We start from the raw sequence: 21,435 nt of genomic DNA, 5'->3' as shown, positions 1-21,435 counted from the left end.
ATATATCGCCTGTAATGTGATCCACATCACAATATATCGTCATAGTAAAAACAACGAATTTCATAAAAATTAAAAACAAGTTGTAACTCACGCAGCTTTACTTCAATTTATGCCCCGAATATTTTCCTGCGCTTAAATAAAAATTTTGTATGCATTGACGCAGGAAACTCTTTTAGCGCATAGAGGATCTTTTTGTGGCAAGTGCAAACAAACTCACGCTCTTCATCGTGATTTTCATGCTGGCGGGCATTCTTTCAGGTGCGGCGATCCATGAGTATGCTTCGCCCAACGCGATACAGGCCTGGTCGGAGAACATCACCCTGCTGACCGATATTTTCCTGCGGCTGATTAAGATGGTGATTGCCCCGCTGGTGTTCAGCACCCTGACGGTGGGCATTATGAAGCTGGGTGAAACGTCGACGATTGGGCGCGTCGGGGGTAAAGCGATGGTGTGGTTTATCAGCTCATCCGTGCTTTCCATTCTGGTGGGGCTGTTTATTGTCACCCTTGAACAACCCGGCAGCGGTCTGAACCTGAGCATTCCGACCGAGACAGTTGATACCGGCCTGGCCGTTAGCGGGATGTCGCTGAAAGCCTTCCTGTCACACACCATTCCAACCAGCATTGCCGGCGCGATGGCGAACAATGAGATCCTGCAAATTGTGGTCTTCTCGATGTTCTTCGGCATCGGCGGCGCGTCATTAGGTCAGAAATTCAACGCCCCGCTGGTGGCGGCGCTGGATGTAGTCTCCCACATTATGCTGAAAGTGACGGGCTACGTGATGTACGTTGCGCCGCTGGCCATTTTTGCCGCGATTTCGTCCGTGATTGCCACTCAGGGTCTGGGCATTTTGCTGAACTATGCCTCGTTTATTGGCGGTTACTATGTGGCGATCCTTCTGACCTGTCTGGTATTGCTGGCGGTAGGTTACATGGTGCTGAAAAAAGAGATTTTCCGTCTGGTGGCGATGCTGAAAGATCCGGTGCTGGTCGCGTTTACCACCAGCAGCTCAGAAGCGGCATACCCGAAAACGCTGGAGCAGTTAGCGCGCTTCGGCTGTTCACGTAATATCGCCTCTTTCGTCCTGCCGATTGGCTACTCGTTTAACCTGGTCGGCTCTATGGTGTACTGCTCGTTCGCCTCGATGTTTATCGCCCAGGCGTACAACATTCACCTGAGTTTCACCGAGGTGACGGTGCTGATGTTAACGCTGATGCTGGCCTCAAAGGGCATTGCGGGCGTACCGCGCTCGTCGCTGGTGGTGCTGGCGGCAACCATTCCGAGCTTTAACATTCCGGTGGCCGGGATCCTGCTCCTGATGGGGATTGACCATTTCCTGGATATGGGACGGTCCGCCATTAATGTGCTGGGGAACGGGATTGCGACGGCGATGCTGTCGCAGAATGAAGGGGCGCGGGAAGCGGAAGCAGCGCTGGTGGAGCAGGAGGCGTAAGGATACAAAAGAGCCGGGTGGCGCTGACGCTTACCCGGCCTACGTGTTCGAGCCATTTGTAGGCCGGGTAAGGCGAAGCCGCCACCCGGCTTTGTTTTATGCTACATGATTCGCCGCGATATCCAGCAGCGCCATCTCTTCGCTGTTCAGCAGCTTCTCAATATTCACCAGAATCAGCATACGCTCGCCGAGCGCACCCAGCCCCGTCAGGTATTCCGTCGACAGCGTGACCGCAAACTCCGGCGCAGGACGGATTTGATCGGCGGTCAGCGACAGTACATCAGACACGCCATCCACCACGATCCCCACCACGCGCTGCCCCAGATTCAGGACGATCACCACCGTGTTATCGTTGTACTCCACATCGCCCTGGCTAAACTTCACGCGCAGGTCCACGATAGGCACAATCACACCGCGCAGGTTGGTCACACCCTTGATAAACGCTGGCGTGTTCGCAATGCGCGTTACCTGGTCGTAACCGCGAATTTCCTGCACTTTCAGGATGTCGATACCGTACTCTTCATCCCCTAAAGTGAAAACCAGGAATTCCTGTCCAGATGGCTCGCCCGCCAGTTTCGTTACGTTACTCATACCGGTCATGTTATTACCTTTTACTTAATCAGGCGGCTGTGTTCGCCACACGTTGTTCACGATTTAATCCCTGAAGTGCCGATACATCGACGATCAGCGCGACGCTACCATCACCCAGGATGGTGGCAGCAGAGATCCCCGGCACTTTGCGGTAGTTACTTTCCAGGTTCTTAACCACCACCTGATGCTGACCAATCAGCTGATCGACCAGCAGCGCGTAGCGGCGTCCGGCGCTTTGCAGGATCACAACGATACCCTGCGTGGCCTCGGTTTTTGCCCCGTCCACTTCAAACACTTTCCACAGTTCCACCAGCGGCAGGTACTCGCCGCGCACTTCGAGCACGCGCTCGCCGCCCGCCAGCGGATGCAGATCTTCTTCACGCGGCTGGAGGGACTCCATCACCGCGTTCAGCGGCAGAATAAAGACTTCGTCCGCCACTTTAACGGACATGCCGTCAAGAATGGCCAGCGTCAGCGGCAGCAGGATGCGAATCGTGGTGCCCGCGCCCTGCTTAGACTGGATCTCAACGTGACCGCCCATCTCCTGAATGTTACGTTTCACCACGTCCATGCCCACGCCGCGGCCGGAAACGTCGGTGACCTGCTCTGCGGTTGAGAAGCCCGGGGCAAAAATCAGCATGCCCACTTCTTCGTCGGTCATGTTTTCGTTGACCGCCATTCCCTGCGAGATCGCCTTCGCCAGAATGCGTTCGCGGTTCAGGCCCGCGCCGTCATCGGTCACTTCGATGCAGATGTTGCCGCCCTGATGTTCCGCTGACAGGATCAAGTTGCCCACGGGCGATTTTCCGGCTGCCACGCGGTTTTCCGGCAGCTCGATGCCGTGGTCGAGGCTGTTACGCACCAGGTGCGTTAACGGGTCGATAATGCGTTCAATCAGGCTCTTGTCCAGCTCGGTGGAGCTGCCCATCAGCGTGAGTTCGATCTGTTTGTTGAGCTTGCCGGCCAGGTCGCGCACCAGGCGCGGGAAGCGGCTGAAGACATATTCCATCGGCATCATGCGGATGGACATCACCGATTCCTGCAAATCGCGGGCGTTACGTTGTAACTGGCCCATGCTGGTGATGAGATCGCCGTGGGTCACCGGGTCCAGCTCGTTGGAGCGCTGGGCCAGCATCGACTGGGTGATCACCAGTTCACCCACCAGGTTGATCAGCTGATCCACTTTCTCCACCGCCACGCGAATGCTCGTGGACTCGCTGGAACGCGCCGCCGGTTTTTCACCACGGGCCGGGGCAGCCGTCTCTTTTGGCACGGCTTTCAGGGCCGGGGCAGCGGCAACTACCGCAGGGATATTCTCTGCCGGAGCTGGCGCTTCAACGGCCGCCGCCTCGGTTTCAAACGCAATCTGATCCGCTTCAATGACGAAGCAGAGCACCGCCACGATGTCATCCTGGCCGATCCCGCCGTCGAGCGTCGCGGCCAGGCTGTCTTTGCCCTTCACCACGTTGCTGAGCGTCGCCAGGTTCCCCAGCTCCTCTTCCAGCAGGTTGACCTCGTTCTCTTTCAGACGTGACAGCACCACGCGCAGTTTTCCTGCGGGCGCGTCAGGCGCCGTATCGGGTTCGGCCACGGCGTCAACAACGCTCAGTTTTGCCGCAGGGACAGCAGGCGCAGACGCCTCACCTTTGGCTTCCAGCGCTAACTGACGCAGCGCGTTGCAGATGTATTCAAAGCTGGCGGCATCAGGCTCTGCCGAACTTTTATAGGCGTCGAGCTGTTCCTGCATAATATCTTTCGTTTCCAAAAACAGGTTGATAATGTCGGTATTGAGCTGCATCTCACCGCGTCGTGCTTCATCCAGCAGGTTTTCCATTAAATGGGTGGTTTCCTGCAAAATGGTAAATCCAAACGTTCCGGCTCCGCCTTTAATGGAATGCGCCGCACGGAAGATGGCATTGAGCTGTTCTGAGTCCGGTGCCTCGGGCACCAGATCCAGCAAATGTTGCTCCATATCGGCCAACAATTCGTCGGCTTCATCAAAAAATGTCTGGTAAAAATCGGTAATATCCATGCTCACGCTATCACCTCGGATTGGCTGGTGGCGATGTTGGAACGGCAGCCGAAGGGACGGCCCCAGGCTGTTTTAAATCGTCCAGTGACTCATTCTGACTTTCGGCGTTTTCATGCAGGATGGCCTGCTCCGCCTGCTGGTTCAGCACTAAAAGACTGATACGACGGTTGATGGCGTCATCCGGTCCGCGGTCGGTCAGGCGCATGGTTGCAGCCATGCCGACCACGCGCAGAACCTTGCCATCATCAAGCCCACCCGCCACCAGCTCGCGACGCGAGGCGTTGGCGCGATCGGCAGAAAGCTCCCAGTTGCTGTATCCCTTCTCTCCCGTGGCGTACGGGAAATCATCCGTGTGTCCGGACAGGCTAATGCGGTTAGGAATACCGTTCAGCACCGGTGCAATCGCACGCAGAATATCGCGCATGTAAGGCTCCACGTCGGCGCTGCCGGTTTTGAACATCGGCCGGTTCTGGCTGTCGATGATCTGAATACGCAGCCCTTCCTGCACCAGGTCAATTTTCAGATGCGGACGCAGCGCGCGCAGCTTAGGGTCCGCTTCAATCAGCTGATCCAGGTCACCGCGCAGTTTTTTCAGGCGCGCCTGCTCCATCCGTTTTTTCAGCTCGTCGATGTTCGGCTGTTTTTTCACTTCGCCCTGCTGCTGGGTGTAATCGTCACCGCCGCCGGGGATCGGGCTGTCGCTGTTCGAAATGCGCGGCCCGCCGGTGACCGCCGTCGCCAGCGGCGTCCTGAAATATTCCGCAATCTGGATAAGCTCCTTCGGACTGGAGATGGAGATCAGCCACATCACCAGGAAGAAGGCCATCATGGCGGTCATAAAGTCGGCGTACGCGATCTTCCAGGAGCCATGAGAACCGTGACCGTGCCCCTTATGCTTGCGCTTTTTTACGATGACGATCGGATGGGACTGGTTTTTCATGCGTCCTCAGTTGTCGTCTGTTGGTTGGGGTTTTTCACCGCGCGCACGTGCTCTTCCAGTTCGATAAACGACGGACGTTCGCTGGAGTAGAGCGTCTTACGACCAAATTCGACGGCGATCGGCGGGGCATAACCGTTGAGGTTAGAGAGCAGCGTAATCTTCACACACTGCATCATTTTGGTGGTTTCGGCGCTCTTCTGGCGCAGCACGCTCGCCAGCGGGGAGATAAAGCCGTAGGCCAGTAAAATACCGAGGAACGTCCCCACCATCGCGTGGGCAATCAGCGCCCCCAGCTCAGCCGCCGGGCGATCCGCCGAGGCCAGGGCATGCACCACGCCCATGACCGCCGCCACGATGCCGAACGCCGGAAGCGAGTCGCCCACCAGCGCCAGGCTGTTGGCCGGGACTTCGGATTCGCTCTCGTGGGTTTCGATCTCTTCGTCCATCAGGGCTTCAATTTCGAAGGTGTTCATGTTGCCGCTGATGATCAGGCGCAGGTAATCGACGATAAAATCGAGCATCATCGCGTCGGCCAGAATACGCGGGTAGCTGGCGAAAATTTCGCTCTCTTTCGGGTTTTCGATGTCCCGCTCCAGCGAGAACATCCCCTGCTGACGTGACTTCGCCATCAGGCGATAGAGCAGCGCCAGCAGATCCATATACATGCTTTTGGTGTATTTCGAGCGACGAAACAGCAGCGGAATCGCCTTCAGCGTGCCCTTGATCGATTTACCGTTGTTACCAACGATAAAAGCCCCTACCCCTGCACCGCCGATGATGACAAGTTCAGCCGGTTGATAGAGTGCTCCAAGGTGCCCGCCGGTCATCATGTAACCGCCGAAAACTGTACCGAGAACTACCAGGTAACCTAATAAGATAAGCACGACATCATCCTTCCGCTAGTGACTATGGCAGGACGTTCATTTCGAGCGCGAGACCTGAACGCAGGGTAAAAAAAAGCAGCGGTAATCGCTTACCGCTGCTGGAATCTTGCCCACAGGTTCGGGTTAAACAGCGTGTTCGATCTGTTCATCCAGCAGTTGTGGAATAATATCGGCAGCATCCCGGGAAAGTTTACGTCTTTTTACGGCTCGGGATGGAGGCTGGCACAAACTACAGGCGAAGCTGCCCGCAGGCTGGTGCGCGTGGGTAATAAAATTGCCGTCACAGCAGTTGCAGCGCGACAATTCAAGCATGCCGCTTTCAACAAAACGCACCAGCGTCCAGGCGCGGGTCAGCGCCAGCAGGGGTCCCTCTTCCTGCTGCGGGCATTGCTCAAGGTAAAGTTTGTAGGCTTTGATCACGGCATCAACGCCGCTGCATAAGCCCGTTTTAAGCAGGTACTGCCAGGCGTTACAGAACATGGAAGCATGGATGTTCTGCTCCCAGGTCATGAACCAGTCAGTCGAAAACGGCAGCATGCCTTTTGGCGGCGGGCTACCACGCAATTCTTTGTACAGCTTGATCAGACGACCACGGCTCAGCTGCGTCTCGCTTTCCAGCATTTGTAAACGCGCGCCGAGCGTGATGAGTTCCATCGCCAGCTGGATATCACGGGCTTCCTGAACAATGCTTTTTTCGCTCATTGTTAAGCCCTTTTCTTCCGGGCTACGTCATCAGGCTGGCTGATTTCGTTGAGCAGGCGGGTGGAGAGAAGAATACCGGTGTGGATCTGTTGCAGATCGTCCACGCGGGATTCCTGAGTCAGACGCGTAATGGTCTGCGGGTTATCAAAACGGAACTGGCAGACAAGTTGATTGGTTTCAGCCAGCTTGACCATTTGCGGGAGGGTTAATCCACCCAGCATGGTTGCCATCTCTTCGTTAACACCCAGACGAAACATCGCTGACGGTTTGTCCTGACTAATCAAACGCTGCGCGAGCAATAAATACGACAAATTGATGTCATAAATATGTTTTAGCAACTCGGATGTATGCATTTTTCCCATCCCGAATAACCAACTATTATTTTTATGCGGAAAGACCGCACCCCGTGATGTCGCCGGGAAATCACCCGGTATAAAAAGAAAAGGCCAAATGCATAGTTGAATTTAGGTTTGTACGTCGTAAAGCGCGTGACCGGTTAACATGGCCAAAATGTCGGTTACACATTTTATCTTTTCTTACAAATAACTAAGATTTTTCCTAATTCGACGCAAACTCTACTCGTCAGTTTTGACACATACAATGCAGCCCCCCCTGGAATTTAAAAAAAATGTGATCTTCGTCACATAATTTACGCGAATGTAACCCATAAATCCATCAGCGTGACTTGTAATTTGGCTATTTATTGAGCAACCGAAGCTTGGTTATATTCTTATGGAACGAATACTCATGCAGAGGGATGAGGGGATCGGGTATGAAAATTGCTATGTCGAAGAAGCATAGCCTTTCCGCGTCTGAACGGGCGCGAACGTCAGGAAACAGCCGGAGTTAATTAAGTAAAAACAGCAGGTTAACTTTTCGATTCGAGAAACAAATTTCCAGGGGTAACCATCACGTTTGCGTTGACGATCGGTTAACGCGATTTAACAGCACGGAAGGCTAAATGTGTGATTTACGTTAAGTTGTTAATTACTTTCATTTAGCGCCCCCATTTCGTTATTCTTCTTATAAGAATAATTAATGAATAATTATGATAAGGTTCACACTATTGTCGCATGTACCTCTTGCAGAAGCGGCAGATTCGCGGTAAAGCTTGAGAAACGTGTCATTCTGACATAAAAGGAGTGTGTGATGAGTTACTCCCATCTTCTTGTTTCTGTTGCAGTTTCCCCAGAAAGTCATCAACTCGTCGCCCGTGCCGTTTCCATTGCCCGCCCGAACAACGCTCGCGTAAGTCTGATCACCCTGGCAGCTGAACCCGAAATGTATAATCAACTGGCAGCGCCTATGCTGGAAGATATTCGTGAGGTTCTTCAGGAGGAAACGCAGCAATTTCTGCGCGAACTGGTTGAGCGGGCAAACTATCCTGTCCATCAGACGGTGATTGCCACCGGGGAGTTAAGTGGACATATTCTCGACATTTGTCGGAAACAGAATATTGACCTGGTTATTTGCGGAAATCATAACCAGAGCTTTTTTTCCCGGGCGGCGTGCTCGGCAAAATCCATCGTTTCGTCAAGCCAGGTGGATGTCCTGCTGGTGCCTCTCGGGGGCAATTAATGCCCCCGAAGAAAATCAGGCGAGTTTAGGGAAGGTCGCGATCTTTTTTTGCAGATCACCTTCCTGACTTTGCGGCTGGATCGCGCGCAAATCGTCAATAAAACGCGCCTGCCAGCGGTTGATATCATTCTTGACGATGGTCTCCATCATTTCCGAATGACGTGAAATACGTTCCGCAAGCGGCATGGTTAACGCGCGGTTCAGGGCATTTGCCACGTCATCGCGATCGTAAGGGTTCACAATCAGCGCTGAAGTTAACTCGTTTGCCGCACCGGCAAATTGGGACAGCACCAGCACGCCCGGGTCAGCAGGATCTTGTGCTGCTACATACTCTTTTGCCACCAGATTCATCCCGTCGCGCAGCGGCGTGACCAGCCCGACGTCCGCATAGCGGAACACTTTCATCAGGATTTTGCGCTCAAAGTGCTGATTCAGATAGAAAAGCGGTGTCCAGCCGAGCTGACCATAGCGCCCGTTGATGCGCCCTGCTTCGGTCTCCAGCTGGTGACGAATATCCTGGTAGGCCTGAACCTCACCGCGCGAGGTCGGCGCTATCTGGGTGTAGCGGATCTTGCCGTGATGCTGCGGGAATTTATCCAGCAGGGTTTCATAGGCGAGGAATCGCTCCGGCAACCCTTTGGAATAATCCAGTCGTTCAACCGAAAAGATATTCTTAACGTGCTTGAGTTCGTCCTTGAGCTGGGCAAGCTTCGGCGGCAGCGGACCGGAGGCCTGCTCGGCGATTTCGTCTGGCTCAATACCAATCGGGTAGACTTCGGTATGGAAATTTCGTCCCCACGCGGTGTGAGATTTGCCGCCGCGAGTGACCAGCCGGGTTTTACCCGACACGCTGTCGAGGAAGGCCAGCCTGTCATTTTCCGTCTGGAAGCCGAGCAGGTCGTAATCAGACAGCGCCTCCAGGATCTCTTCGTGCTGCGGCAGCGCCGTAAAGATCTCCGGGGTCGGGAACGGAATATGCAGGAAGAAGCCAATCCGGTTATTCACACCCCGTTTCCGCAACTCCCTCGCGAAGGGCAGCAGATGGTAATCGTGGATCCATAAAATATCGTCTTCTTCGATCAGCGGCAGCAGTTTATCTGCCAGCAGCGCGTTAACGCGCATGTAGCCTTCATAGGATTCGCGCTGGAATTTCACCAGATCCAGACGATAGTGAAACGCTGGCCACAGCACGGCGTTTGAGAACTCGGAATAATATTCATCGTAGTCCTTTTCGCTAAGGGCGAAGGAGGCCCACGTGATATTGCCCCGTGACACCTTTTTTAGCGGTTTCTCTTCATTACTGATTTCCCCGCTCCAGCCAAACCAGAGACCGCCCGCGGCTTTGAGGGCACCTAATACCCCGACCGCCAGGCCACCGGCACTGGCTTTTTTATCATCCGGCGGTGCGATGCGATTAGAGACGACGACTAAGCGACCCATAATGATTTCTCCCGTTGTTTTGCGCTATTTGTTGTTGTTGCTGGTTAGCGACGTCAGATATCCACTGCCAGACGCTGGCGACATTTTCCAGCCGCCATCCGGCAATGGTTTCACCAGATCCAACCTTGACAGACATGCCCTGGGCCTGGTTTACCACCCTGAACCCGGGCTCGTCGGTCAGGTCATCCCCAAAAAAGACTGGCGTACGCCCTTTAAACGGCGCTTCCGCCATAAACGCTGCAATGGCAGCGCCTTTGTTAATTCCTGCCGGTTTAATCTCGACCACACATTTACCCGGCTGTAACGCCAGCTCCGGATGGGCTTCCGCCACGCTTCTTGCTATCGCAAAGATCGCCGCCTCATGATGGGGCGCCTGACGGTAGTGCAGCGCAAAGGCCATGCCTTTGGCTTCCAGTTCCGTACCGGGAAGCATTGCCAGAGCCGAAGAGAGTTGCGTATGCAGCGCCTGAATCAGCGTGTCGGGGAGTGAAACTATATGCAGTTGATCATGGATATCGCGGCGCTCCGCTCCGTGCACACCGGCCAGCGGAAAGTGATAAGGACTGGCGAGCACGTCCAGCTCGGCCATTGAGCGCCCTGAAATCAATGCCAGTGCCCCCTCGTTCTGTCGGGAGAGCTGCTGCAAATTCTCTAACACCGTGTCCGGTACAACAACGTCATCCGGATGCGGTTCAATCCCGGCGAGCGTCCCGTCGAGGTCAAAAAAGAAAGCAAATTTTCCGGGCAGTACAGGCGGTGCGGTTAACAAGTCAGCCACCCTAATCCTCCTTACAGTGAACAAAACAGCCATGTAAGTATAGACAGTGTGACGGCGCTCGCCATTTGGCAACCGGCCCGTCAGCAAAACTGGCGGGCCGGTCAGGGGGTCAACTATGGTTAATAGTTGAGCATATCGATGGCTAAAAATAAATCAGACGGTACGCTTCGCTTTTTGCTTGTAACGGTCGAAGATCACCGCTGCCAGCAGGATCAGACCGCGTACGACGTACTGCGAGAACGGAGAAATATTAAGCAGGTTCATGGCGTTCTCTACAGTCCCCAGAATCAGGATCCCCGCCACCACATATGAGATTTTTCCGATGCCGCCCTTGAGGGAAACGCCCCCTAAAACGCAGGCTGAGATGACGATCAGCTCATAACCGATAGAGGTCATTGGCTGGCCGCTGGTCATACGCGACGCCAGAATAATCCCCGCCGCCGCCGAAACCAGCCCGGAAAGCACGAAGATAATGATCTTGGTCCGTACGACCGGGACCCCCGCCAGACGCGCCGCTTCCTCATTCCCGCCAATCGCCAGCGTGTTACGGCCAAAGGTGGTGCGGTTGAGCAGGAATCCAAACAGGATCAAACAGCCTACCGTCAGCCAGATTGGCGCAGGCAGACCCAGCCAGTTGGCATAGCCCAGCGTGAAGAAACGCTCGTCTTCAATCCCGACCGCTTTCCCGTCGGAGATGATATAGGCCAGACCGCGCACGATTTGCATGGTCGCCAGCGTCGTAATCAGGGCGTTAATCTTCAGGCGCGCAATGACAAACCCGTTCACCAGGCCGCTCAGCACGCCGAGCAGCAGCCCGGCCAGCACGCCGATCCACAGGCTTTCGGTCATGTTGATCACCACGGCAGTGGTGACGCCTGCACAGGCAATCACCGAGGCGACCGACAGGTCAAAATCGCCGGAGGCCAGGCAGAACAGCATTCCGCAGGCCACCATGCCGGACATGGAGATAGCCAGCCCCAGCCCCTTCATATTGATGAACGTGGCGAAGTTCGGCACAAAAATCGCGCAGGCGACGAACAGGGCAGCAAAGACCACCAGCATGCCGTACTGGTCCCAGATGCGGCCAAAACTGAAAGCCGACTTCGGCGCTCCGGATGTAGTAACAGAGGACATCATTGACTCCTTACTCAGGCGACAGCCTGGCTAACTTTAGGCATGGCGAGACTCAACGCCTGTTGTTCATTCGCCTGTTCATGCAGCAATTCACCGGCAATTTCACCTTCACGCATCACAACAATGCGGTCGGCGACGCCCAGCACCTCGGGCAGATCGCTGGAGGCGAACAGGACCGCCACACCGCGTTTTGCCAGTTCATAGATGACGTTATAGATTTCGTGTTTCGCCCCCACGTCGATACCGCGGGTTGGTTCATCCAGCAAAATGACCTTCATGTCTTCCGACAGCCAGCGCCCCAGTATGGCTTTTTGCTGGTTGCCGCCGGACAGGTTCATGATCAGCTGTTCAGCGCCGGGGGTTTTAATGTTCAGCGAACGGATATGGTGATCCGCGTTGCTCGCCTCCCAGCCGTCGTTAATCAGGCATCCCGCGCGGATAAACTTGCGCCGGGCAGAGATGTTGATGTTGTCGCGCACCGAGTGCACCGGAATAATGCCTTCGGCCTTTCGATCCTCCGGGCAGAGCATAATCCCCGCGTTAATCGCCTGCGCAGGCTTCTGAATATCGACCTTTTTCCCGTCGACGAAAACCTGGCCCTGGGTTATGCGCGTCCCGCCAAACAGCCCTTTCATCAGCTCGCTGCGCCCTGCCCCCACGAGGCCAAACAGCCCGACGATTTCGCCGCTGCGCACCGAGAGTGAAATGGGCGTGCGCACGCCCGGGGCTTTGACGTTATCCAGACGCAGACGCTCCGGGCCATACTCGCGCGGTTTCCAGTGGTAAATGTCCCCCAGATCGCGTCCGACCATCGCCTGCACCAGTTGGTCATGGTTGACCTGCTGCATATCGGTGAAGGTGCGCACGTAGCGGCCATCTTTAAACACGGTAATGGCATCGCTTAAGGCAAAAATCTCTTCCATACGGTGAGAAACGTACAGAATGATGCGGCCCTCTTTGCGCAGCTCGCGGATCACGCGAAAGAGATTTTCTATTTCACGCGCCGAGAGCGAACTGGTTGGCTCATCGAAAGCGATAATTTTGGCGTTACGCGCCAGCGCTTTCGCAATTTCCACCATCTGCCACTGGCCGATGGAGAGATACTTAAGGGGCGTTTGCGGATCGACATCCAGCCCAAGGTGCTTGAGCTGCAAGCCCGCTTCATAGTTGAGCAGCGAGCGGTTGACCACGCCGCTTTTATGCGGAAGCTGGCCCAGATAGATGTTCTCCGCCACGGTCATTTCAGGAATGAGATGCAGCTCCTGATAGATGATGGCGACGCCCGCGTTTAACGCTGCCGTAGTGTCGGCAAAGGCCACCTCTTCGCCGCGAATGGCCAGCGTGCCGGTGGTGGGCGTGTAGTTGCCGCTGAGAATTTTGAGCAGCGTGGATTTTCCCGCGCCGTTCTCCCCCATCAGGGCGTGAACCTGGCCGGCATAGCAGTCGAAGCTGATATCGGTCAGCGCGTTTACACCGGGGAACGTTTTACCGATGCCGCGGAAAGAGAGATACGGATCAGACTGTTGCATAACGACTCCGTGATTCCTGTAGTGTGTACGTCTGGCCCCTCACGGTGAGTGAGGGGCGCAATCACAGCGTATTACTTACCGCCCAGTCCTTTTTTCGCCAGCTCCTCTTTGAAGTTATCGCGGGTGATCAGCACCACATCGGTCACTTCAGTGAATTTCGGCGGCTCAACCCCTTTGGTCACCCAGTTGTAGAGCATTTCGCTGGATTTATAGCCGTGGACATCCGGGCTTGGCAGCAGAGAGCCGTAGAAGCCGGTCGCCTGCGCTTTTGACAGTTCGCTCACGGCGTCAACGCCGTTGATGCCGATCCCGATCACGTCCGGCGCTTTAAAGCCCTGGCCTTCCGTTGCACGCACGCCGCCCAGTACGGTGTTGTCGTTCATCCCCACCACCAGCCAGTGCTTCACTTCCGGATGCTGGACGAGCATGGAGTTCGCCGCATCAAAGGCGCCCGGAATATCGTTGGATTTGGTCGGGACTTTGTAGATCTGTTTTTCCGGGAAGCCAGCCGCTTTCAGCGCGTCCATGGACCCGGTGGTACGACGACGGGCGGTGTCCAGCTCGTCAGCGGTAATGGCCATCACGGCGGTCTCTTTGACATCCCAGCCGCGTTTTTGCATCTCTTTGTAAAGCTCCTGGCCCTGACGCTCACCGATTTTGGTGGCCGCCATCATTACCAGCGGAACGGTATCCATCGGTTTGCCTTTGGCATTTACGAACTGATCGTCTACCGCAATCACTTTCATGTCGTAACCGCGCGCTTTCGCGGCAATCGCTGACCCCAGTTTTGGATCCGGCGTACAGATAACGAAACCTTTCGCGCCGCTGGCCGCAAGGCTATCAATGGCGTTCAGCGTTTTCTCGCCGTCAGGCACGGCGATTTTAATTACCTCAAATCCCAAATCTTTTCCGGCTTTATCAGCAAATTTCCATTCGGTCTGGAACCACGGCTCTTCAGGCTGTTTAACCAGAAAACCGAGCTTTAAATTTTCAGCGATAGCGGATTGTGACATAACGGCAGCCAGGCCGATGGCCGCCAGCGCTTTAGTAAATTTGTGCATGGTAAACTCCAGCTTTAGCATTCTTATCTGTAGGGAATAATGGCGAACGACTTATTTAATCGGACTTAAAACAAGGCATTAGCGCTTACCTCGTCATAAGCGTTATTGCTGGAGATAGTTTTAGCGGGAAATTAATCATCCATAAGAGAGCAACATCACACCGCAGAATTACAGTAATTGCGTACATAAATTCAGCGGAAAATGACATAAAAAAGGACGTAATTGTCCTACAAATGGAAAGGTGTTAAGCAGGATTATCCATAAGGTCAGCTAAGAAATCCCTGTAACCCGGACGCCTTAGCGCCCGGCAGAAAAATTACCAGCGGTAATAGATGTGTTCAGCATGATCGCGCACGGGGGCGTCGTCACCCAACAGACGAGCAGAGAGCGTCAGCGCAAAGTCAAAAGCGTGCCCCAGCCCCTTGCCGCTGATGAGGTTATTATCCACCACGACCGGCCCATCCACATATACTCCATCATCAACGCTCTGCCAGAGATCGCCGGAACAGACGTAGCGACGCCCCTTCAGTAGCCCGTTACCGCCCAGCACCCGCACGGCCGCAGAGCAGATCGGGCAGATAAGTTTACCCTGCTCGTCATGGGCGGAAACAAAGCGGAGCACCTCCTGGTTAGCCGCAAGATTGACGCTCCCCTGCGGCCCACCGGGCAACACGACTGCGTCATACAGCGTATTAATGCGCTCCGTTAACGTACTGTCAGCCACCATTGGGATATTGTGGTAACTCACTACCGCACGGGACGCCGCGCAGGCCAGCGTCTCCACCTCAATCTGTAAACGCCGCAGAATATCAATCGTGATAATCGCTTCTGCTTCTTCAAAACCGGGTGCCAGCAGCACCGCAACGTTAGCCATCATAAACCTCAACGAATTAAACGATGTAAAACAGTGTTTCATTTTCTCGGATTATCAGATAGCAATCTTGCGTCGCGATCACAGAACCGTATATTGAGTGAAAATTGATTTAGCTCAAATTTGATACAACAGGATATATTTGCAGATATTATTTCTGATTTAACACTTTTACAGAATTTCCCGCCAAAGAACGTTTCCTGAAACGATAAAAATGAGCAAAATTAATTTTATGTTCATAAAAATCAACAGTTTATATAAAACACAATCTCGTAACCCTCTTTCCATTCTGGGCTATATTTAAATTTGTAATGTATGGTAAACACAGCCCAATTAAGAGTTTTCTTAAGTCGAAGAGAAGCGTATGCTTATTTAAATCGAACACAGGAAGTGAATTTTCGAGTTTTTTTACCTTGCAGAAATCTATTTCTGCCCTTCAATCGTCAATACCTGCCGGGTCAGGTTAAGTAGCGGACATCAAGTCCCGCAGTCAATAAGGATATGAGAATGACTACCCAAACGATGATGCAAAAACTGAATGCCCAGATGAACCTGGAGTTTTATGCTTCCAATCTGCATCTGCATTTGAGCGCGTGGTGTTCCAGAAAAAGCCTCAACGGCACTGCCACCTTCTTTCGTACTCAGGCGCAAAGTAACGTCACGCACATGATGCGCGTCTTTAACTTTTTGAAAGCTGTCGGGGCAAACCCTACCGTCAAAGAGCTTGAAACGATTGAAGATAATTACACTTCTCTGGAAGATCTGTTCCAGAAAACGCTCGAAGAGTATGAGCAACGCTGTGCGAAGCTGAGCAAACTGGCTGATGAAGCCAAGGCGCAACAGGACATCATTACCCTCAAGTTTTTACGCGATATGGACAGAGAGCAGCAGCAGGATGGCATGCTGCTGAAGACGCTCGCAGATGAAATCCGCAATGCGAAACGCGCGGGGATTTGTCTGGAGCAGACGGACCGCCATCTTCTCGACATTGCGACCGTGCAACACCACTAAGTCCTTCACCCGCTCCCGTCAGGGCTGAGAGTTCCCCACAAAATAATGCCTGCACAGACGGCCCCCTCTCCCTTGAGGGAGAGGGCTGGGGTGAGGGGGAACATACGGCTCTGGTGGTCATTCCGTTCACTTTATGTTCCTTGCTACTCTGTCACGACATGACCGGTGAACGTGCCAGGGTGGCTCAGTCGCCACCACCCTGGCGACCCGGGCTTCCGGCGGAAAATCGCCGCTTCGCGGTGCCTTCGGCTTATTCCTTCCGGCTTATCGGGGACGGGCGGAGGTAACATCCCTGTAAAGCCCGCCCTCTCGGCGCATCCCTGCGCCTCGCCCCGGCCTACAGGAAACGCCTCAGCGATTTACAGCCGGACCGAGGCATCGCTGAAAGCCTTCAGTTATTCTGAGGCAACGTTATCGCTTTTGCTTTCAAATTACTGGGGATCCCTCAGCCCGTCAGGGAGTGGGTACCAACTCCCTGCTTTTGCTGACATTTAACAAATCAGATCTTGCTCCCAATGAATAACCACACATCGTGTAATGATTTATTTAATTACATTCATTGACGAGGGAGCATCATGATCACCATTGAGTTTATTGTCATTATCCTCTGCCTGCTGATAGGCACCCGCTTCGGCGGGATGGGCCTGGGGCTGATAAGCGGTATCGGCCTGTTTATTTTAAGTTTTGTCTTTGGTCTGCAACCCGGTAAACCGCCGGTTGACGTGATGCTCACGATCCTCGCCGTCATCGGCTGTGCGGCCACGCTACAAACCGCCGGTGGCCTGAATGTAATGATGCAGTTTGCAGAGCGCCTGCTGCGTAAACATCCCCAGCACATCACCCTTCTCGCACCGTTTACCACCTGGATGTTGACCTTCCTGTGCGGGACCGGCCACGTCGTCTACACCATGTTTCCCATTATTGCGGATATCGCCCTGAAAAAAGGCATACGCCCGGAACGGCCGATGGCGGTGGCCTCGGTGGCCTCTCAGATGGCGATCACCGCCTCCCCCGTTTCCGTGGCCGTCGTTTCGCTGGTCTCGATTCTGGGTGCGCAGCACGGCATCGGCCACGCGTGGGGGATCCTCGAAATTCTGGCCGTCTCCGTACCGGCCTCACTGTCTGGCGTCGCCATTGCAGCACTGTGGAGCTTACGCCGCGGGAAAAACCTCGCAGACGATCCTGAATTTCAGGAAAAGCTGAAAGATCCGAAACAGCGGGAGTTTATCTATGGAGGAACGGAGACGTTGATGGATCAGCGCTTCCCGAAACAGGCCTACTGGTCCACGTGGATCTTCTTCGCCGGGATTGCCGTAGTGGTCCTGCTGGGTGCGCTGCCCGAGCTGCGTCCGGCGTTTGAGATCAAAGGCAAAATGACGGCCCTGTCGATGAACCTTGTCATTCAAATGATGATGCTGATCGCCGGGGCCATCATGCTGATGACCTGCAAGGTGAATGCGTCGGCCATTTCAAACGGGGCGGTGTTTAAGGCGGGGATGGTCGCGATTTTCTCGGTGTTTGGCGTGGCATGGATGAGCGATACTTTTTTTCAGGCGCATCTCGACGAGCTGAAAATGGCGCTGGAGGGGGTGGTGAAGAGTCATCCCTGGACGTATGCCATCGTGCTGTTCCTGGTATCAAAACTGGTCAACAGCCAGGCTGCGGCCTTGACCGCGGTCGCCCCGATGGGGTTGATGCTGGGCATCGATCCGAAAATGCTGGTGGCCTTCTTCCCGGCATCCTACGGCTACTTTGTGCTGCCCACCTATCCGAGCGATCTGGCTTGTATCGGGTTCGATCGCTCCGGCACCACCCGCATCGGTAAATTCATCATCAACCACAGCTTTATTCTGCCGGGGCTGATTGGCGTCAGTTGTGCCTGCGTGGTGAGCTATCTGCTGGTGCAGACGTTCTTCTGATCCTTCTGCGGGCGACAGGCTCTGTCGCCCTTCGACGTAAAAGCAGAAAAGAGTTTCTAATTTTAAAACATCGGTTTATTTTAGTGTGACTCACCCTGCGGTGTGAAGCGGAGTTCAATCAGCGCAATCGCTTTCTGGATCGCGCGGAGCGTAACCGGGTCCGCCGCAGCAGGATGGTTGGTGAAATCGATGTTTTTCAGTTGGGTCGACATCTTTTCGCGTACCTCAACCGGCGCGATAACGTCAATCACATCAAGGATTTGTTTGATAACCAGCTGGCAGGCGACGACGTCAGATACCAGTTCCTGATCGGCGCTCAGGTTTTGTGACATGGGGTTCTCCTTATTCAAAGGCCGCCATAGTAGCAAAACAGACGCCCTTCCATCTCCCTCTCGTCGACCGCAGACATAAAAAAACCTGCCGAAGCAGGTTTTTTTATCAGAACATCGCACCCGGTGGGACGTCTTTAAACGTTGTGCAGTAGTTTGCCCACATGCTTTTCAGGATTTTGCGCAGTTTCATTATGTTGCTCCAGTAACGTGTTATGCAGGTGTTATCGTCAATACGCTTATAATATGACCACCATCACAAAAATCAACCATTTTGTGACCTGTGTCACGGTTATTAAACCCTCAGTGCTGCTGGTTTGTTAAAAAAAGCCATGATAAATCCGCACGTTACAGGCTTATAAATTCCAGTAAATGTTTATAAAATTTTTTGAGCGAGCAGGAAGAGAATGAGTGAAAACGTATCCGGCAAAGAGAGCCGTGGATTATCACCTGCGGCGCTGCTGGTGGCCGGTGCTTTCTTTATGGAGTTTCTGGACGGGACGGTGATTGCCACCGCGCTGCCGGATATGGCAAAAAGCTTCGGCGTACAGGCGGTGGATCTGAATATCGGCATCAGCGCCTATCTGATCACCCTGGCCGTGCTGATCCCCGCCAGCGGCTGGATCGCCGACCGCTTCGGCGCGCGAAAAGTGTTTGCCCTCGCGCTGGCGATCTTCACGCTGGCCTCGGTATTGTGCGGCCTGTCCACCACGCTCGATCAGTTCGTCGCGATGCGCGTCCTCCAGGGCATGGGTGGCGCGCTGATGGTGCCCGTGGGTCGCCTGGCCGTACTGCGCACCACGCCAAAACATCAGCTCATCACGGCAATCGCCACCCTGACGTGGCCTGCGCTGGTCGCGCCGATCATCGGCCCGCCGCTGGGTGGGTTCATTACCAGCTATGCCGACTGGCGCTGGATCTTCTTTATTAACGTGCCGCTGGGGATAATCGCCATTTTGCTGGCGCTGCGCATCATTCCAGACCTGCATGAAGATACGCGCCGACCGTTCGATCTACCGGGTTTTGTTGTCACCACCCTTGCCATGGTGAGCCTGGTTTATGCGATGGAGTTGATGGGCGCAGAGCCTCTGCGGACAGGATTAACCGCCACGCTGTTTATCGTCGGTATTGTCGCGTTAAGCCTGGCGCTGCGTCACTTTAAGCGGGCAACCTGGCCGATGATCAGGCTCGATGCGATGCAGGTGCCAACGTTTCGCGTCACCCTGTACGGCGGATCGCTGTTTCGCGCCTCCATCAGCGCGGTTCCGTTCCTGCTACCGCTGATGTTCCAGGTCGGCTTTGGCATGGACGCGTTCCATTCTGGCCTGCTGGTGCTGGCGGTTTTCGTTGGCAATCTCACCATTAAACCGGCGACGACGCCGCTGATCCGCAGCCTGGGGTTTAAGCGGCTGTTGCTGATTAACGGTGTGTTGAATGTCCTGGCGTTGCTGGCCTGCGCGTTTCTTACGCCGCAGACGCCCGCGTGGCTCGTCATGCTGATCCTCTATCTGGGCGGCGTTTTCCGTTCGATTCAGTTTACGGCCATCAGTACGCTGGCCTTTGCGGATGTGCCCCCGGCGCAGATGAGCTATGCCAATACCCTGTTTTCAACCGCAACGCAGCTTGCCGTGGGGCTTGGGATCACGCTCGGGGCGATTGGTATTCGTATCGGGGAAAAAGTCAGTGAGGCGATGGGGATTGCCGGTATGCCGGGAATGAGCTTCCGGCTGGCATTTGTGGCGATCGCGCTAATCTGCCTGGTGGGAATGGTTGACACGCTGCGTCTGACCAAAGATGCAGGCAGCGCGGTCTCATCGAAAAAGTAACGCTATCTGCCGGGCAGGCAACGCACCGCCCGGCAAATTAAATCAGCCAATAATACCGCGCACGAAGGCTTCAATCTCTTTGTCCTGGCAGTTCTCGAAGAAGCACTGCTGGAAGCGCTGGCCTGAGACGGCGGTTTTAACCAGCTCAGGATCGATTGCACGCAGGGTATCCAGATAGTTTTCTTTCACCACCGCCGCTTTCACCTGGTTCAGAATCCCGGCGTTACGCACCTGCGGCTCTTTACGCTCTGGTGGATAGCCTTCGCCATTGCGTCCGGTAAAGGCTTTCTCAAAGATAAAGCGTACGTTCAGTTCTGCCCCCCAGCCGAAGCCCTTCGCAAACGGCAGAGAGAGCGCGTTACCGTTGTTGATTTGCGCAAACAGGAAGGCATCCGCAGGATCGATGCAGTAACCGCAAATCACACCCGGATGGATGTTCAGGGACATCAGCGCGCCCTGCCCGGTACCGCAGCCGGTAACAACAAAATCGACTGCTTTCGCGTTAAGCAGAATGCTCGCCATGATGCCCAGGTGAATATAAGTGAGATGATGATCGTTCTCATCACTCATACCGACGTTATAGACCGGGAAACCTTTCTCATCAGCAACGGCTTTCAGCTCATTAAGGATGATGGGATTCTTAGCGGCCTGGCTGTTTTCCATCATCAGTGCAATTTTCATCTTGTCTCTCCTGAATGCATGGCGGGCGATCCCGCTGTGGATACCTTTTCAACTTAACCTTACTATCAAACAAACGCACTTTCAAATTAAGTGAAAACTTGTTTTAAAAAACAAAGCTGCGCTCACAATTTCGCGCGGTGGCCCGGCTCGTTGCACGGTGAGAGGGTAGATCCTCCGGCTATTCCGGCCATTGCGTGCCATCGCGTTGGTTACAATGGCGTATTTCCCGTCACGCAGAGTGAACCATGAAAAGAGTAATCATAGCCGGAACGATCCTGTTGCTCGCCGGGTGCAGCATCAACCGTCAGGCAGAAGTCAGCAGTACGGATGCCCCTAACGGAATTGTGCGCCTCGACTATGGCCAGGCCATGCTGCAAAACGCCTGGTCTGATGACTATGTTAATAACGGTACGGCAACCAAAGCCTGCCAACATATGGGCTATGCCACCGCGTCAGCCTACGGGCAGCCAATTAAAACCTGCACTCTGATCAGCGGTTCACTCTGTCTGAACGAAAGTGTGACCATCCAGTATAAATGTCAGGGATATGCCGTTACCTCTTCCAGCCAGAATCCGTGGTATTAACCGCTACTGCCAGTCACGCTGGCAGTTTATTTAATAAGAACTAAAACAATTCTCAGTAATAAATAAAAATGGCGGCAATGCGTTTTATTCC

General features: G+C 54.2%; 21 protein-coding genes. 6 read left to right on the top strand and 15 right to left on the bottom strand.

The features are described from left to right. Nucleotides 1-194: 194 nt before the first annotated feature. Nucleotides 195-1,454, top strand: coding sequence for a dicarboxylate/amino acid:cation symporter (locus ACNQ0W_RS16235; RefSeq protein ID WP_062933454.1), 1,260 nt, complete (start codon nucleotides 195-197; stop codon nucleotides 1,452-1,454). Between the two features lie 96 nt (nucleotides 1,455-1,550). On the opposite strand, the gene cheW is transcribed toward ACNQ0W_RS16235, so the two are convergent. The 6 genes from cheW to flhD all read right to left on the bottom strand — a co-directional run bounded on the left by cheW (nucleotide 1,551) and on the right by flhD (nucleotide 6,956). Next, nucleotides 1,551-2,054 (bottom strand): chemotaxis protein CheW, encoded by a 504-nt coding sequence (gene cheW / locus ACNQ0W_RS16230; RefSeq protein ID WP_003859699.1) that lies wholly within the window; start codon nucleotides 2,052-2,054, stop codon nucleotides 1,551-1,553. A gap of 19 nt (nucleotides 2,055-2,073) precedes the next feature. Continuing rightward, the gene (gene cheA, locus ACNQ0W_RS16225; RefSeq protein WP_062933453.1) at nucleotides 2,074-4,083 is read right to left on the bottom strand and encodes a chemotaxis protein CheA; all 2,010 of its coding nucleotides are present in this window, start codon (nucleotides 4,081-4,083) and stop codon (nucleotides 2,074-2,076) included. 4 nt (nucleotides 4,084-4,087) lie between these two features. Then, nucleotides 4,088-5,017: a flagellar motor protein MotB gene (motB, locus tag ACNQ0W_RS16220; RefSeq protein WP_003859697.1), complete on the bottom strand. Its 930-nt coding sequence runs from the start codon at nucleotides 5,015-5,017 to the stop codon at nucleotides 4,088-4,090. Continuing rightward, nucleotides 5,014-5,901 (bottom strand): flagellar motor stator protein MotA, encoded by an 888-nt coding sequence (gene motA / locus ACNQ0W_RS16215; RefSeq protein WP_003859696.1) that lies wholly within the window; start codon nucleotides 5,899-5,901, stop codon nucleotides 5,014-5,016. Before motA ends, motB begins: the two co-directional genes overlap by 4 nt. Before the next feature lie 123 nt (nucleotides 5,902-6,024). Continuing rightward, nucleotides 6,025-6,603 (bottom strand): flagellar transcriptional regulator FlhC, encoded by a 579-nt coding sequence (flhC, locus tag ACNQ0W_RS16210; RefSeq protein WP_003859695.1) that lies wholly within the window; start codon nucleotides 6,601-6,603, stop codon nucleotides 6,025-6,027. 2 nt (nucleotides 6,604-6,605) lie between these two features. Continuing rightward, nucleotides 6,606-6,956, bottom strand: a complete 351-nt coding sequence (flhD, locus tag ACNQ0W_RS16205) for a flagellar transcriptional regulator FlhD (protein ID WP_003859693.1) — start codon at nucleotides 6,954-6,956, stop codon at nucleotides 6,606-6,608. A 796-nt stretch (nucleotides 6,957-7,752) separates the two neighbouring features. Here flhD and uspC point away from each other — a divergent pair. Then, entirely contained in the window at nucleotides 7,753-8,181 is a 429-nt protein-coding gene (gene uspC / locus ACNQ0W_RS16200) for a universal stress protein UspC (RefSeq protein WP_062933452.1), read from the top strand. Nucleotides 8,182-8,196: 15 nt separating this feature from the next. Here the strand turns inward: uspC and otsA are convergent, their stop codons facing one another. From otsA to ACNQ0W_RS16170, 6 genes are all read right to left on the bottom strand, one after another. Continuing rightward, nucleotides 8,197-9,621 (bottom strand): alpha,alpha-trehalose-phosphate synthase, encoded by a 1,425-nt coding sequence (otsA, locus tag ACNQ0W_RS16195; RefSeq protein WP_062933451.1) that lies wholly within the window; start codon nucleotides 9,619-9,621, stop codon nucleotides 8,197-8,199. Further along, nucleotides 9,596-10,399, bottom strand: coding sequence for a trehalose-phosphatase (gene otsB, locus ACNQ0W_RS16190; protein WP_116329856.1), 804 nt, complete (start codon nucleotides 10,397-10,399; stop codon nucleotides 9,596-9,598). Before otsB ends, otsA begins: the two co-directional genes overlap by 26 nt. A 153-nt stretch (nucleotides 10,400-10,552) precedes the next feature. Continuing rightward, nucleotides 10,553-11,533: an arabinose ABC transporter permease AraH gene (gene araH, locus ACNQ0W_RS16185; protein WP_003859689.1), complete on the bottom strand. Its 981-nt coding sequence runs from the start codon at nucleotides 11,531-11,533 to the stop codon at nucleotides 10,553-10,555. Between the two features lie 14 nt (nucleotides 11,534-11,547). After that, complete coding sequence (gene araG, locus ACNQ0W_RS16180) at nucleotides 11,548-13,062, bottom strand: L-arabinose ABC transporter ATP-binding protein AraG (protein ID WP_003859688.1); 1,515 nt, start codon at nucleotides 13,060-13,062, stop codon at nucleotides 11,548-11,550. Nucleotides 13,063-13,133: 71 nt separating this feature from the next. Then, the gene (gene araF / locus ACNQ0W_RS16175; RefSeq protein ID WP_017384422.1) at nucleotides 13,134-14,123 is read right to left on the bottom strand and encodes an arabinose ABC transporter substrate-binding protein AraF; all 990 of its coding nucleotides are present in this window, start codon (nucleotides 14,121-14,123) and stop codon (nucleotides 13,134-13,136) included. Between the two features lie 316 nt (nucleotides 14,124-14,439). Beyond that, entirely contained in the window at nucleotides 14,440-14,997 is a 558-nt protein-coding gene (locus tag ACNQ0W_RS16170; protein ID WP_116329870.1) for a DJ-1/PfpI family protein, read from the bottom strand. A gap of 504 nt (nucleotides 14,998-15,501) precedes the next feature. On the opposite strand from ACNQ0W_RS16170, the gene ACNQ0W_RS16165 reads away from it, so the two are divergent. After that, a complete protein-coding gene (locus ACNQ0W_RS16165) occupies nucleotides 15,502-16,005 on the top strand; it encodes a non-heme ferritin-like protein (protein ID WP_032654009.1) in 504 nt (167 codons plus the stop codon). A 575-nt stretch (nucleotides 16,006-16,580) separates the two neighbouring features. After that, entirely contained in the window at nucleotides 16,581-17,924 is a 1,344-nt protein-coding gene (locus tag ACNQ0W_RS16160; protein WP_032654011.1) for an anaerobic C4-dicarboxylate transporter, read from the top strand. A gap of 80 nt (nucleotides 17,925-18,004) precedes the next feature. Here ACNQ0W_RS16160 and ACNQ0W_RS16155 read toward each other — a convergent pair whose 3' ends face one another. Both ACNQ0W_RS16155 and azuC read right to left on the bottom strand, forming a co-directional pair. Beyond that, nucleotides 18,005-18,256: a DUF2766 family protein gene (locus tag ACNQ0W_RS16155; RefSeq protein ID WP_003859683.1), complete on the bottom strand. Its 252-nt coding sequence runs from the start codon at nucleotides 18,254-18,256 to the stop codon at nucleotides 18,005-18,007. Nucleotides 18,257-18,362: 106 nt separating this feature from the next. After that, nucleotides 18,363-18,446, bottom strand: coding sequence for a stress response protein AzuC (gene azuC, locus ACNQ0W_RS16150; RefSeq protein ID WP_003859682.1), 84 nt, complete (start codon nucleotides 18,444-18,446; stop codon nucleotides 18,363-18,365). Nucleotides 18,447-18,660: 214 nt separating this feature from the next. Here azuC and ACNQ0W_RS16145 point away from each other — a divergent pair, with 214 nt between their 5' ends. Continuing rightward, complete coding sequence (locus ACNQ0W_RS16145; protein WP_062933831.1) at nucleotides 18,661-20,079, top strand: MFS transporter; 1,419 nt, start codon at nucleotides 18,661-18,663, stop codon at nucleotides 20,077-20,079. Nucleotides 20,080-20,121: 42 nt separating this feature from the next. On the opposite strand, the gene ACNQ0W_RS16140 is transcribed toward ACNQ0W_RS16145, so the two are convergent. Further along, the gene (locus tag ACNQ0W_RS16140) at nucleotides 20,122-20,760 is read right to left on the bottom strand and encodes an RpiB/LacA/LacB family sugar-phosphate isomerase (protein ID WP_062933830.1); all 639 of its coding nucleotides are present in this window, start codon (nucleotides 20,758-20,760) and stop codon (nucleotides 20,122-20,124) included. Nucleotides 20,761-21,005: 245 nt separating this feature from the next. Here ACNQ0W_RS16140 and yecR point away from each other — a divergent pair, with 245 nt between their 5' ends. Next, on the top strand, nucleotides 21,006-21,344 hold the full coding sequence (yecR, locus tag ACNQ0W_RS16135) for a YecR family lipoprotein (RefSeq protein WP_032104233.1): 339 nt from the start codon (nucleotides 21,006-21,008) through the stop codon (nucleotides 21,342-21,344). Nucleotides 21,345-21,435 lie beyond the last annotated feature (91 nt).

The organism is Enterobacter cloacae complex sp. 6730903, from assembly GCF_048283985.1.
Lineage (GTDB): Bacteria > Pseudomonadota > Gammaproteobacteria > Enterobacterales > Enterobacteriaceae > Enterobacter > Enterobacter hormaechei_C.
Note: the sequence above shows the minus strand (reverse complement) of the source record. Positions and strands in the feature narration are given on the sequence as shown.